The sequence below is a fragment of the Psychrobacter sp. DAB_AL62B genome, assembly GCF_028895345.1.
Classification (GTDB): domain Bacteria; phylum Pseudomonadota; class Gammaproteobacteria; order Pseudomonadales; family Moraxellaceae; genus Psychrobacter.
Window position 1 is genome coordinate 1 of record NZ_SAXC01000015.1, and the last position, 14,074, is coordinate 14,074.

The 14,074-nt window shown below is 38.1% G+C and carries 9 protein-coding genes and 1 pseudogene; 1 reads left to right on the plus strand and 9 read right to left on the minus strand.

Going from position 1 to position 14,074, the window contains the following annotated elements:
• Nucleotides 1-122: 122 nt before the first annotated feature.
• Complete coding sequence (locus EPB74_RS12785; protein ID WP_274904532.1) at nucleotides 123-452, minus strand: hypothetical protein; 330 nt, start codon at nucleotides 450-452, stop codon at nucleotides 123-125.
• Between the two features lie 372 nt (nucleotides 453-824).
• Between EPB74_RS12785 and EPB74_RS12790 the strand changes: the two genes are divergently transcribed.
• Nucleotides 825-1,541, plus strand: a complete 717-nt coding sequence (locus tag EPB74_RS12790; RefSeq protein WP_274904534.1) for a 3'-5' exonuclease — start codon at nucleotides 825-827, stop codon at nucleotides 1,539-1,541.
• Nucleotides 1,542-1,612: 71 nt separating this feature from the next.
• Here the strand turns inward: EPB74_RS12790 and mcrC are convergent, their stop codons facing one another.
• From mcrC to EPB74_RS12830, 8 genes and pseudogenes are all read right to left on the minus strand, one after another.
• Nucleotides 1,613-2,731: a 5-methylcytosine-specific restriction endonuclease system specificity protein McrC gene (mcrC, locus tag EPB74_RS12795; RefSeq protein WP_274904535.1), complete on the minus strand. Its 1,119-nt coding sequence runs from the start codon at nucleotides 2,729-2,731 to the stop codon at nucleotides 1,613-1,615.
• The gene (locus EPB74_RS12800; protein ID WP_274904536.1) at nucleotides 2,721-4,775 is read right to left on the minus strand and encodes an AAA family ATPase; all 2,055 of its coding nucleotides are present in this window, start codon (nucleotides 4,773-4,775) and stop codon (nucleotides 2,721-2,723) included. Before EPB74_RS12800 ends, mcrC begins: the two co-directional genes overlap by 11 nt.
• A 99-nt stretch (nucleotides 4,776-4,874) precedes the next feature.
• Nucleotides 4,875-8,102, minus strand: a complete 3,228-nt coding sequence (locus EPB74_RS12805) for a DEAD/DEAH box helicase (RefSeq protein WP_274904537.1) — start codon at nucleotides 8,100-8,102, stop codon at nucleotides 4,875-4,877.
• Nucleotides 8,103-8,111: 9 nt separating this feature from the next.
• On the minus strand, nucleotides 8,112-9,533 hold the full coding sequence (locus tag EPB74_RS12810; RefSeq protein ID WP_274904538.1) for an EH signature domain-containing protein: 1,422 nt from the start codon (nucleotides 9,531-9,533) through the stop codon (nucleotides 8,112-8,114).
• A 5-nt stretch (nucleotides 9,534-9,538) separates the two neighbouring features.
• The gene (gene zorB1 / locus EPB74_RS12815) at nucleotides 9,539-10,270 is read right to left on the minus strand and encodes a type I Zorya anti-phage system protein ZorB1 (RefSeq protein WP_274904540.1); all 732 of its coding nucleotides are present in this window, start codon (nucleotides 10,268-10,270) and stop codon (nucleotides 9,539-9,541) included.
• An 18-nt stretch (nucleotides 10,271-10,288) separates the two neighbouring features.
• Nucleotides 10,289-12,355, minus strand: a complete 2,067-nt coding sequence (zorA, locus tag EPB74_RS12820; RefSeq protein ID WP_274904541.1) for an anti-phage ZorAB system protein ZorA — start codon at nucleotides 12,353-12,355, stop codon at nucleotides 10,289-10,291.
• Nucleotides 12,356-12,948: 593 nt separating this feature from the next.
• A pseudogene (locus EPB74_RS12825) lies at nucleotides 12,949-13,238 on the minus strand (transposase); the annotation flags it as partial.
• 86 nt (nucleotides 13,239-13,324) lie between these two features.
• Nucleotides 13,325-14,047 (minus strand): hypothetical protein, encoded by a 723-nt coding sequence (locus EPB74_RS12830; protein ID WP_274904543.1) that lies wholly within the window; start codon nucleotides 14,045-14,047, stop codon nucleotides 13,325-13,327.
• Nucleotides 14,048-14,074 lie beyond the last annotated feature (27 nt).

Here is a 14,074-nt window from a genome sequence, read left to right on the forward strand (position 1 = left end):
TGCTTGTTTAAGGATATTAACGATTTGATTATCAGTAAAGCGTGTCTTTTTCATAGGATTCTCCTGCTGGTATATTTTAGCAGTTAATCTCTATTTCTAAGTGTTCTTATTTATTGGGGGGATTACCCTTCTTTTAAGCTTTTATAATCTGCATCACTTACTATGGTTGAATTTATTGGGCTTGAACAAGTAATGCTTAGAACCCCTCTAAAACTACTTGTTTTACCATCAGCTGTTAAAGCAATCAACAGATTGTCTGGCTTTTTAAGGTTAGCACCCGTATACCCTTCTATTGTCATGGGATATGCAGTCCAAGTAGTGGTATAGACACCACCGTCTTGACTGGTATAAACATTAATACCATTTGAAAAACCAGGGGCAGCTAGTGCGCTAGTAGATACAAAGGATGAGAAAGTTAACAAAGCTAAAGATAAAAGATAAGTAGGTTTCATTGCCGCTCCAATAATTGACGTTTTCACAAATCCTTATTATTTTATTAATATAACACAAATGTTTTATATTGTTACATAAACTTAATTAAATGCACTGAGTAATATATAAGCTTAATAAGTTAGCATCTACCATGTTCTATCATAATTCGTAAAAAAATCATTAAATAAATAACAAACTTGCAAGTGGGGTGTACTAAATTCTATTTGATAAGGGTCTTATTGTTAAGAGGGTTACCATCCCTTTGATGTATACGCCAGTCGAACTAGATAAACAGATCCTTTTAATCAATTAATAGACCACTCAAAATAGCCTGATATAATGGAACTACTTATATCAGACTGCTAAGCTCCTCATATTTACTAAGGCTAATTATGACCACATACATACTCGACACCGAAACTACAGGGCTTATCGAACCGCACATGACTGAAGCAGCCTACTCTATTGTTGATATTAGCGATGGTAAAGTAACTGTGTTGCAGGAGCCGAGAGCGAAGCGTTTTAACCCCCTGAAAGAAATTAGTTTGGGATCTATGGCGATATCACATATCTGTGATGAAGATGTAGCGGATGAACCACCTCACACAGATTTTAGACTGCCTAGCAGTGTTGAGTACTTGATTGGTCACAATATTGATTTTGATATACAAGTTCTTAAAAACGCTGGCGTGACCCATATACCTAAGTTGATTTGCACCAATGCCATGGCTAACTGTCTTCTTCCTACACTTGAGAGCCATAAGCTAGTATCCCTCCTCTACCACTTTCACCGTGATATAGCTCGTGCTCAAGCAAGGGATGCTCATGCTACTATTGCTGATATTTACTTCACTGAGCTGGTGCTGGGTAGTCTGATTGATTTAGCCAACAGCCAAGGTCATGAGATAAGTGATGGGGAAAGCTTATATGAGTTTAGTGAAATGGCGCGTATACCCACGCACTTAAGTTTTGGTAAACATAAGGGTGAGGCTATTGCAGATTTAGCGACCCATTCGGATGGGGCTGGATATCTGAAATGGCTATTGAAACAAGATACGGTTGATCCTTATTTGGCTGAGGCATGTAAGCAGGCGTTAGAATCTGCTTGAATAGAATTATAAAGTGAGCCTAGAGATTTTTTCAGATAAATAGCAGGAAATTTACAGAGCTGGCTTTAAGTTTAAGTAATTCTGATGACTTTTAACAACTGCTCTCGAATCTCTATAGCAGGTGCTGCCAGATTTACCGTAGAAAACTGAATTTTATGGTGCTGAATGACAACATATTCATTAACATCTTCGCCTATCGAAGGATGAATAAATAGACCACAAGCATCATCATTAAGAGGATCATCACTACCCTCTTGAGACCTTAAGTAGGCATACATCTGATACAGATATCCACTTCTTAACGTTTCATCTCGATACCAACCACTTGTGACGACAGAGTTAAACTTGGTATCGATAACTATGCGATGCTCTAAGTCGATATTGTCTATTATGATGTCCGTCTTCATATTAGGAAGGATGTTATCCATGCCCAAACTATTACTCTCAACCTGCCATTTAAGTACTCTACCTGCGCTTATTCGATAACACTGCTTTGACAGAACCGTATCATAAAATCCAGCGACTCCTTTTTCGAAGAGTTTGCGCAGCCATGGCAGATTGTCCCTTTCTGGAGAGAATAACTGTCTTGTACCTTTAGACTCCGTTGGTAATGCCAGATTAAACGCTAGGTGTGCAGCTGTTACCATAGGTTTATCTTCAGCGTCATGCCTTCCAAACCTATTCACTGATACTTCACTACGACTCGGGCGTATTTGACTGACACCCATTCGTCTTAGACGTATATCTAATGATCGACACCGATGAGTCAGATCCTTACGCTTAACGACTTTAGAGATAGCCTCAAGAGCCGTTCTAACATACCTATTACGCGGCGTATCAATAGTTAACTCATCGAAGCGGCAGGCAATCTTACCGCGCTCAAGTAACCTGCCTCTTTCAGTACCTAGAAGATCTATTCTGCCACGCACGCGACTGAGTACGGCATCACGAGACTGATAGCTATAACTTAGGTTACGCTGAATACGATGTTCAACCCGTCGACAAAGCATCTCCGCGACTAAGTCTGGGATATCATCAGGGTTTTCTTCAACGGCGATATTAGCGGCATCTAGCTCTCTATAAATATCGGAGGCATATAGCATGAGCAGCCAAAGATTACGGATAGGTATCTTGCCTATGTACTGAACATCATCAAAGGATTCTATAGATAAATCTTCTTCAACCGACATATATCTGCAAGCCTTCAATCAAGCACTTTTGGGCTTTTCGAGATTTCTCAAGGTCATCAAACCAATACTCATCAAGTAAAGGGCCTATCTCTGTTTCTACCACTTCACCGAACCACTCTTTAGCATCTGTGATATTCATCCCAACGGCTGGCGTGACATAACTATGTCCTACTTGAAATTGAGCGCCAAGACTAGTATCTGTGGAGATCTCCTCATTTAAAGCGTTGATACGCTTCTCAATTTCATATAAAAACTCTAAATCAATACCATTTTTATCTTTTACCCAGTCAAGCCAAGATTTACCAAGTGTCGGTTCAAGATCGATAAAGGCGAAGCGGCGGCGCAGGGCAAGATCAACCAATGCAAGCGAGCGGTCAGCAATATTCATTGTGCCGATGACATATAAATTACTGGGAATGTAAACACGTTCACCATCGAACTTCCTATAAGACAGCTCTAACGCCTCATCTGGTGTTCTTTTATCAGTTTCAAGTAATGTCAGCATCTCACCAAATACTTGAGCCGGATTACCTCGGTTAATCTCTTCGATGACTATGACGTATTTTGACTCAGGATCATCTACGGCAGTTTTAATCACTTCCATAAAAGGACCGTCTACCAATGTCAGCTTGCCCTCGCCTGATGGACGCCACCCGCGGATAAAGTCTTCATAAGATAGGTTTGGATGGAACTGTACGGCTCTTATCTTACTGTCGTCACGTTGACCGATCAAAGCAAAGGCCAGTCTTTTAGCGAGCCAAGTCTTACCAGTTCCTGGAGGGCCTTGTAGAATGATATTTTTCTTAGTACTAAGGCGCTTAAGGGTTTTTTTAATCTTAATTTTATCTAAGAAACATCCATCAGTGATAATGTTATCGATAGAGTAAGGCTCAATAGGCACTTCGGTCTCAATCTCGGAATAGGGCTCAGCATGAAGGTCACTGATCATATCTTCATTTAGCAATCGATATACCCCTTTGCTAAGTAACTCTACTTCTCCATCATTTTCCATGTCTATTAGTAGAGAGTTTACTCCTGATTTAACGCATGTCCTATTAGGAAAAACCTCCTTAATATCTTCCGTAAATCTTGCTAAAAACTCCTTTTTAGTGAAATCACAAGACTGCTTTTCATAACAAAGCTGTCTTACTTGATATGAAATAATATCTTTCCAATTCCTCTTATGGGATTTGTCTGGATTATTTGACTGATACTTGTATTCACGCTCTAAAACTGTATTTGGTGAATCGAAACTTAATAAGCTATCACCCATCTCATAAAAATAAAACATTTTGTCAATTACACCAAAGTGTCTATCTTTACCCTCCAAACCAAGCTCATCAAAAACAATAGAATCTAACTGTTCTGCAAGGGCAATATAAACTCTAGGATTACTATTATTTTTTCGCAATCTTTCTAAACCAACAAACTTAAAGCCTTCTGAGCAATAACTATTAGTCAATGGAAAAGCTGTTGGGAAAACTGGATAGATAATATTGGCAACAATATTAGTGGTAAGGTTATTCAAACTAAAATCCAAGCCTGAATCTAAATATAATTGTCTTGCCTTTTCTTTATTACTTTTATCAGATTGGTATAACTCAGCTAGCGCTTCGATAAGATATTTAAGGTTACTAGCAAATTTAATATATTCTATTTTCAGAGGATCACTTAAGTCTTCATATTTAAGAGCACCAAAACTTCTATAAAACCCCCCAGCAGCAACTGATGACGATGATTTAATATGCTCTTTAGGAGGGTCTAAATTTTCAATCTTACTTAAATAATCATCTTTAGCCACTGTTATATTATTTTTTATAACGGAGTTCCCACCTTTGATGAGATCTATCTTATCGTCAAATGGAATACCTATACTGAGCTTCAAAGCATTTGCTATAAAACCCACTGGATCAGTATTTATTTCATCATCGGTAGTCTGGTCAACATACGCCATTATAAACTCTGCTGAGAGGGCTGCACCTAGCTTTTCAACTTCGATATAATTAAGGTCTTTTGTTCTACCATACAAATTTTGTAAGTTCATTTTTACCCTGTTTAAGATTAGTGACTAATTTTGAGCTGATTATTCTAGATAAAAATTTATTGATATACAGAATTCAAGTATTTTTATTGACAGTCTTACTCAATAAATCGACTGAATCAGCTCTTGAGTAAGCTCCACGTTTGGTTTCAACATATCATCAGCAAGACTGCGCTTACTAGATAGTAGCTTATCCAGTTTGATTTCAAACGTCTCAAAATCATCTGCTGAGATAGACGGATAATACACGTAAACTTCTTTATCTTGCCCAATACGGTAGGCTCTATCAGTCGCTTGGTCTTCCTTAGCTGGGTTCCAACTGCGTGTATAGTGGATAACATGGTTTGCTTTTTGGATATTTACACCAAAGCCAACTGCCACCGTGGATAAAATAATTACATTGAAACCATTTGTTTCTTGGAACTTATCAATAATGCCCTGCCGCGTTAAGCCTACTCTACTATTAGTATTTGAATCCCCATTCACTGTAGTAACGTTTAATCCAAACCGCTCAAGGAGAAGCCGCTTTAAAAAAACTTGAATAGCCCTGAACTCAGTAAAAATGATAACCTTCTCATTTTTTTGTTTTATGGTCTCTAAAGTGTTTATTAACCATTCGGCTTTAGGTGAATCTTTGATAGTCGCTTGTTCTTGCAAATTCAAGGGGTGAGCACAAATCATTCGCATACTATGTAATGCAGTTAACATAACACCCTTATGTCCTTGTTCAGATAAACTTCTATAATCATTTGATACTTGTTTATAGAGTGTGCGTTGCAGCGTTGATATTTCAATATTTTTACAATCATTAACTTCGTGTTTTGCTGGCAACTCAGCGACATCATGCTTCATACGTCTTAATACTTGTGGCTCAATCAATTGACGAAGCTCATCTATTATCGCGCTGTCTTCATCGTCTTTCTTTTCAATAGGACGTCGATACTCTTTATTAAATTCACTAAGTGAACCCATCAGGTTTTCTTGAATGAAATCAAATAAGCACCATAGATCAACAAGTGAATTCTCTACAGGCGTGCCTGTACAAGCGATCTTAAAGTCTGCTTTTTGGGCTTTAGCGGCTTTAGTGACCATTGCAGTGGGCACTTTTATTTTTTGGGCTTCATCACATATCATGATACTCCAATCTACCCTCCCTAAAGAAAACTCAAGGTCTCGCATGGTTTCATAAGTAGTCAGTACGATATCTGCACCACCTAACCAATTTTCTTCAAGTAGATTTGTTATTCCATAATCGTTTCTTAATTGAGAGGATATTAAGTGCTTCGGTATTTTTCGCTGTTTTAAGTTATCGCCATATAAACTTAACACTTTTCCGAATTTTGCACTAAAAAACCTATTGATTTCAGCCTCCCAGTTCTCTAATAAAGAAACTGGTGCTACGACTAATGCAGGCTTTGTATCTTCTTCGGTTTCTAGATATTCACCGATAAAGCAAAGTAACTGCAAAGTTTTCCCTAAGCCCATATCATCTGCTAACAAGCAGCCGCTTACCTGATTTGGTGCATACTGATATAGGTTCTGTAGCCAAGCGATACCATATTCTTGATGCGTTTTTAGACTAAATTCTTGGCTTCTAAAACTTGATGGCAATCTGGCCTGAGGGCGGTTGCTTTCATCAAAAGTCAGAGTCTCGGCTCGCTTCTTAGTAAAGTCAGCCTCATCGATATTATTGGCAATCAATAAGGTAGATTTTTTCTTTGTTTCATCAGCTTCTGGCTGCTCTTGCTCTATGTCGTTTCCCGCTGGGTCATCACTCTTTGAATCACGCAGATCATTAAGTAATTTTTTTGCATCATCTAATGGAATGGAGACTTTGCTGTCCGGATGTAGAACAAAGCTCTCGCCTTCTGCCTCTGCATGCTGTATACGTTGCTCAAGCAGTTCAGTAGTGGCACCAGTATTATCAGAAGTAAATTGAGATAAGTCGGCTGACCCATCTATAAGATTTTGTGGTAACCATTCGGATTCACCACTATCTTTTTGAATTGCTTCAGAGCTCAGTTTTTCAGCTTCACCAATCCCTATCACTCTATCGCTGTAATTGCTTAAATCTAGCACTGTTTTAGCTTGCAATTCATCATCATACTGTTGAATTTTTTCTAGATCACTTTTCAGCTCTTCTATCTGGTTATCTAAGTAGTTTGTTCTATCTACGCTGTAACCTGCCCATAGGAACACCGGTGATGATCGCTCATAAGTAGCAATAAAGTGTTGAGCTTGCTCTAGATTTGAAAGCTCTAAAAAAATAGGGTCTTGTGCTCTACTTGAGTTTTCATGTAACGTTAGTTGAGCCGAACTAAAATGTGATGCTTCATCATAGGTTTTATCTATTAACAAACGGTAGCTATAGATTTCTGCCTCTTCTTTGGATTGCTCAAAGCCCTCTGGAGATATCACCTCTACAGCATCTTCCCCTAACTGAGCAAAGGGATTATGTAAAAAGGTCTGTGCACGCTCGCCAGCTATCCGACGATTTGGCATCTTTTTAATTTCATTGAGTACACTCTTAACTTGCGGCTCGATAATAACGTGAGCCAGACCACCTTCTGGTAAGCTGATTGTATATTCATCTTGCACTTCATTATACTTATCAAAAGTTTGTAGCCAATTTGAGGGCGAGTCTTTAAAATCAGGCTGCACCTCTACCACTGACTCTTTACTAACTAAGTTTTTACGAAGGTTAAGTTGCAGCTCTTCTGGGGCAAGTACGATCGTTTTACGCAAGAACTCATCTAAGTTCGCCTCGCTTTTATTTGCTAAACTGCGTATTTGTGCCCAATACTTTTGATTTAATGATTTGTTTTTATCCGTAACACGGGAGAATTCTTTAATTTTCTCTAATAGCTTCCAAGTGCTTTCATTCAATAAACATTCTTTACCGGTAATACTAATAATTGCGCCTGTTCGCTTGACTGAGCCTTTAAGCTTGACCTTATTTTTATCACCCCAACCATCCAGAATAATTTGAAAATCAGAATCACTTATACCATTTTCACTACGAATTATCGGGTATAAATCATTTGATAGTGGCAAGTTGAGTAAACTAATGACATCACTATGATCAGGATCTTGTTTAATCTGAAAAAGCTCTTCCCATGGCAATATATAATTATCATCTGACTGATAAGCGAGCTCTTCATCCGCTAAACTTTCCCAATAGTAATCCGCATCAGTCTTAGCCACAGCTGTATAGCTGTGCTTTAAACCCATGTCATCATATTGCAGCTGTAAAGGCACGATACTTCCTACCAACCGTTCTTTATTAGTATCCTCAACATCTTTCTTTCTTTTCCAGAATGCTAGCTTCATAACTACTCTCTAATAACGTCTTTTATATTTTGGACTATTAGATTGATTAGAAAAGACTCCCAACTCAGCAAGTTTTTCATCAAATCTAGCTTCCCAGTTTCCTGAGTGACTCAAACTCATTCCTCGACCAGAATCACTTTTAAAGATTGAATGCTGTTTGCTTTTTAATTCATGAACCGTGATATTTTTCTTATCAATATTGAACGGTAAATTACTATATCCATAGCAAGCATTTCCTGTATCTGAAAAATCAACAATATGGATGTTATCGATTTTAAGTAGAAAAGCATTATTACTAGCAGTAGAACCCACAAGGTTCTTTAATCTACCACGGTTAAGTTCTATGAACTTTCTATGTTCAGCATTTCTAGATTGCACGGCAGCTGGACCCAGAAATATCTGAGAAAAAGAAATTTTATCAATAAACCTTATCCAATAATTAAAACGATCGACATCAGCTGTATGGCTGAACAACTTAAAGAAAGCTTCTAAATCTGCTCTGACAAACCATTGAACCACCATTTTTCTAGTATCTGAACCGACATTACGCCAGCCTGCTGCTGAGTCATATTGCGGGTTACCCCATTGCGTCAAACAAACATACTTTAAAGCTTCGTGTACAAGTGTACGTCTTGAAGTAGAAGCATAACGTTCAAGTAGAGCCGTTAAAATAGCTGTGGTATAAATTGGATTTTTTTCGAGGAGGAGCAAGAAACGAGGTATCAGTTTAAAGTAGTCATCTTCTTTCATTGTCTTAACTGATTTGATAGATGAACTTACTAAGCTATCCCAAAACCAGCTATTAGGAGCGATACTTAAGCTTTCTAATTGACTACTGACTCTACTGTGATCACTATTATGTAAAAAGTCATGAATAAATCTTTTGGAAGGATCTAGCGAAAGCACTTCAGGATGATCAGTTAACGTAGTAAGCCATTTTTTAGGCCTAAGAGTGGCTTGAAACAACGTAGAGCGATTGGTATTTAAGATATTCCTGAGTCCAATCCAGTTATTGGGCCGTTTATTTATCTCATCTTGTTCTACCGCAAAATAACTGTACAGTAGAGGAAAATAAACAGCTTTCAGTAAATCAGGCTCCATTTTGCTAAATTGTTCAATAAGTTGGTTACCTAGAAAAGTGAAAAGTATCTTGTCTTCATAACTTAGCAGCTTTTTACTTAGTGACCACGCTAGGTTCTTCCAATCGCGCTTTGTTAGATAGTCGGTACCATGCTTTTCTAATTTTAAAATTGAGTTAACAATCTTCTCTTCGATAGGCTGAGCATTTTCCATATCATCAAACTTACGTTCAATGATTTCTAATGTCTTAATTAATTTGGTCGGTTTGGCAAATTTATTATGTATTTGGGCAGGTTCAGAAAAATTATTGATACTCTGATTCAGCCTCTGCTTTAATATAGCGATACTCATCACATTCACCTTGCCAGCTGACAGGTTTCAATAGGGGCAGAAACGAAAATAGGCTGCGCCTCAGCACTTTCTTTTTCTTTTAAACCATAAAACTGCATTCTTAGTTCTACACGGCGCGAAGCTTCTTTACTGTCTTTTGCTGAATTAAACGAGACACCTCCAGCTAGAAACAGCTGTTTGATTTGGTTTTTTTGCTCATCAGTTAAAGTGAGCTCTGGGTTAAATGTAGGATCCAATAAACTGCACATCACCCACTCCGAACGACGCAAACTTAAATTCAGGTTATATAAGTATGAACCATCAGTATCTGTAAAACCTTCAATCACAATCTGTTTGAACCATTTTTTGCCGTTTTCACTATTAGCCGCTTCCAAGACAACAGGTACTAAAGCACTTAAAGCTTTTATACCCTCTGAGTTCAATCGGTAATCATTGTGTCCAAAACGCCCTGCTTCACCAAAGTTTATACGGTTCTCTTTACAATCTACTGTAATGAGCTGATTCTTTAAAGTGGGGTCGTCTTTAATACTCGTACAAATATCCAAGATCTCTGAACTACGTTCTTTTTCAGCTTGCGTTGCTTCGTTAATTTTCTTAGTGACTACCATTAAAGATACTGCCATCACTACTAAAAAGAGCGTCATTAGTGCTGTCATTAAGTCAGCAAATGAGATCCAAAAAGGCTTCTCACCCTCATCCTTCGAACGAGGTTTTTTAGCGTACCTATTACCAATCATTAGCGATACACTCCAAAATTAGCGTCTAGTTCTTTGCGTAAGATCTTCAAGGTCTTCAACCACATTACCTAAGCCTTCAACACCAGTTGCAAGGCGTTGAACGGCTTGGTTAAGTGTGTTGTCAAAAGACACCAACGATTGATTGAGACTACTTTCAACGGAAGTACCAAAGCTATCAAAGCTCTTCACTAGAACATCACTAACTTCTGCTAAGTATTCTTGCATCTCCCTCTTCACTTGGCTTAAAGCTGTCGTCATATTCTGCATATCATTAAGCATTTGACTAGTCATACCAGCTTCAGATTTTGACTGCTGAATGATATTTTCTAGTGCTTCAATGGCAGTATTAACGCTGTTTTGAGAATTCTTATAATCTCTTATCAACTCAATAAGGCTACTGCTCGCACTCGTCATGTTAGTTGAAGTCGTATTAACCTGTGCAATAAGCTCTGAGGTTTTACCAGTCACTGTGCTTAGCGAACTACCAGCCGTAGTAAACTGCTCAGCAGCCAAGCGCATTCTTTCTGCACCACTATTCATACCAGTGATACTATCGGTGGTTACTTGAGACAGTTTTTGGATGCTTTCTTTATGAGTTTGAACGGCTTCTTTGCTATGCGTAATGAGCTCTTTAATTTCACTACCTAAGTTATCAATCAATACAGATGACTGCTCGTGCAATTTTTGTTGATTATCTGATATCTGGCGATCTTGCTCGATACGTTGCTCTGCAACATTTGACAGTAGACCAGACATTGAGGTGCCTAAACCTGAGACAAGATCTGAAACCTTACTATTCAACTGCTCAACCGCATGTAGGCCTTGATCACCAATTTTAGCCGAACCAGCAGATAAATTTTCTACCATTTCATTCATTTGGGTAGACATCTCATTTTGCTTTTGATGTATATCCTCCATCATTTTAGCCATTTGAGTCTCTAACGTTTTGGTCGAAACTTCACTGTTAGTTTGCATATCTGTCATTAATTGAGAAAAGCCTGCCTGCATCTCACGCATAGCCGTGACAGACTGTGTCATCATCTCGCTCATACCTGTCATTTGACCGCCAAACGTTGTTTCCAGCTTACTCATAAAAGCAGCTAACACATCAGTCATAAGTTCTTGCACAGCCGAACCTTGATCGCCGCTAACTTTTTGCACGCTCGAAGCAATCTGCTCTAAAGGGCCTTGCAAGTTATCTGTAATAGACTCGCCAATCTGGGTTGCCATCGATTGGCTCGTCTGCGCATAAGAGTCACTTAGTTGCGATGCGAAATCACCTTGATTTCTTTTATTCTCTGCAACTAGGTTGGTCATCATAACCTTGAGCTCATTAACCAGACTATCTTTAAGCTGCCGAGCATTAGCCTCATTTGCTTGAGAAGACTTAAGTAATTTAGCCAGATACTCCTCACCACTTTCATCAGCAGTAAAGGTGTTATCAATGGCTGTATTTAAGCGTTGTAATTGCTCATAACATTTTCTTAACCAAGACTTTTCAAAAAATGTAATAACCATAGCTGCGAAAATAGCTAATGCAGAAGCCATAAAAGCTTCTGCAACCCCGTTTAGTAGTAAATCTAAACTGTCTTGAACCTTGTCAGGATTACCCGCAGGGTCGAATGCTAATAATCCAGACAGTAAGCCTATGAAGGTCGCAATAATACCGATACCAGTAATTATGCCGGGTAAGTGCTTGTAAAAATCCACCTTCAACGGAATATCTACTACGATGGATTCCGTGAAAAATACCTCACTGGGTACAGTTGCCCGTGAGTGTTCTATAACACTTTCACCGTCTATCACTTCATGAATATCATGAAGAGTTTGTTTATAATTTAACCAAGCCTGGCTCAATACAGGGTCATCGGTAAAACTTGCATCTAGTAAATCTTTATCAGTTTTTGCTTTTTTATCAAGCCCTTCTAAACTGTTAGCCAACTTTGACAATCTGATCTTTAGTAACTTGGCAGGCTTAGTATAGTTAAAATAAAAAGTAAAACCGATAATCACAACGAAGAAAAACATCGTTGCAGGCAAAATAAAGAACTCTTGCGAAAATTGCGCTAAAGCTAACAAATCCATCAATACCACCTATCCCACCAAATAAAAGATTGAAAGCTTTGTTATTCAACCTATTGCATCCAAGTCTAGCTAAATTAGAGTCAGCTCGATTCGATAATAAAAATTCACGTCCACAACACCCATGACAGTAGTCCAAACAGTGAATTACAAGCTGTAACTTACAAAAAAGAGAATAGTAACATAAACAAATGACTAGAAAATGGTCAGCAAATAATTTTTTAGGAAATAATAGGCAGTTTGAGGAATTCGTAACTATGACGGGAGGGAAAATAGAGATGATATTCAAGAATTTTTATAAAATATATTCATCTTTCATATAACAGATAGGAAGCAAATCGAATCCAATGATGCTTAGCAAAGTTGAATACCTTAACCTTAGAATATGCTGTGAGGTTTATAATCTACTAGGTACTAATAACTGTGTTAATGAGGGATCAGAAATATCAGTATAATAAGCAAATCTATATGACGAATAAATTTTACTCGCAATAGAAAATATTTCTGGAGCCTTACAGGGTATAGTGTTAGCAACTTCCAATCATTTGATAATTTACTCAGGTAGGGTTTTTAATAAAGGCGTACCTGACTAGCTATGCTTGGCGAAGTACGCCGTCGCCTTTTTTAATATCTCACGTTCCTCTTCAGCCACTTTAAATTTACGTTTAAGGCGCTTGTTCTCTTCTAGCACAGCTATCAGTTCAGGATAGTATTGACCTGTCCCTTCAAGCTTGCCTTGGTTGGCTTTTTTGTGCCAGTTACATAAATTTTGTACGGCTATGCCAAGCTGCTTTGCGGTCGCTGAGATATTGCCATTGTTGCCTGTTATCTTCTTGATCTCTTCGGCTTTAAATTGGAAGCTATAAGTTCTGATTTTCTTGGTCATGGTAAACTCCCTTAATTTTGCTTAGCTTACCAAGTTTAGTTGTACAGTTTATTCAGCACAGCTCACTTTCCTAGATATACCATATGTCATATTTTCTGTAAAACAAACCAAGATAACCAAGGAAACCATTCAGCTGCTAATGGCATGTCTTCTAAGGCAAGAATATAGTCTGAAAACTTTTCATCTAGTTTAGTCAACAATGCAGACTCTTTATAAATACGTGCTTTATTTAAGGCTATACCAACCTCAAGTTGCACTGCGTTATAATCGTGCCAGCCACTCTCCTGCTTATGATAATTAAAATCGCTTTGCCAACGGCTGAGTGTATTGCTAAAACCAAAATGACATTGAAACATGATATAAATATCTAGCGTCTTAGCGCATGGTATATTGGGTAGCAGACGATACAATTCTAATAACCGATTGTAATCTATTTTATGTTGAGTTTGCGTCAATATCGCACGCAGTCCTGTGTGCAATAACTTAGGATAATCTTGCAGGTAAGTGCGAGTGGTTGAAGAAGCAGCTAGTGGCAAAGTAGCAGATGCTATAGCATTTATTAATTTACTTACTTCTTCAAACTCATTTCGATAGTACGCAACCGATTGCGTTTCAAGGGATAAAACGATCCATTCTGAAAGAATAGCGACGTCTCTCGAATTATAGGATAGTTCAGTATTGACAGCATCATTGTCGCTATATTTCGATTGCGTCAATAGTGATAGCTGCTCAATACACTCATCGGCATCATAGCACCACTCAAAAAATGCACCGTCCTTGTCCTTAGGTGTCAAAACTGTACTAGACATAACTCATTTTCAACCTTATCCATACTT

Excerpts from the sequence above, each read along its gene's own strand:
- EPB74_RS12805 (WP_274904537.1), bottom strand. The coding sequence starts at position 8,102 with ATGAAGCTAGCATTCTGGAAAAGAAAGAAAGATGTTGAGGATACTAAT.
- EPB74_RS12810 (WP_274904538.1), bottom strand. The coding sequence starts at position 9,533 with ATGAGTATCGCTATATTAAAGCAGAGGCTGAATCAGAGTATCAATAAT.
- zorA (WP_274904541.1), bottom strand. The coding sequence starts at position 12,355 with ATGGATTTGTTAGCTTTAGCGCAATTTTCGCAAGAGTTCTTTATTTTG.
- EPB74_RS12785 (WP_274904532.1), bottom strand. The coding sequence starts at position 452 with ATGAAACCTACTTATCTTTTATCTTTAGCTTTGTTAACTTTCTCATCC.
- zorB1 (WP_274904540.1), bottom strand. The coding sequence starts at position 10,270 with ATGATTGGTAATAGGTACGCTAAAAAACCTCGTTCGAAGGATGAGGGT.
- EPB74_RS12830 (WP_274904543.1), bottom strand. The coding sequence starts at position 14,047 with ATGTCTAGTACAGTTTTGACACCTAAGGACAAGGACGGTGCATTTTTT.
- mcrC (WP_274904535.1), bottom strand. The coding sequence starts at position 2,731 with ATGTCGGTTGAAGAAGATTTATCTATAGAATCCTTTGATGATGTTCAG.
- EPB74_RS12800 (WP_274904536.1), bottom strand. The coding sequence starts at position 4,775 with ATGAACTTACAAAATTTGTATGGTAGAACAAAAGACCTTAATTATATC.
- EPB74_RS12790 (WP_274904534.1), top strand. The coding sequence starts at position 825 with ATGACCACATACATACTCGACACCGAAACTACAGGGCTTATCGAACCG.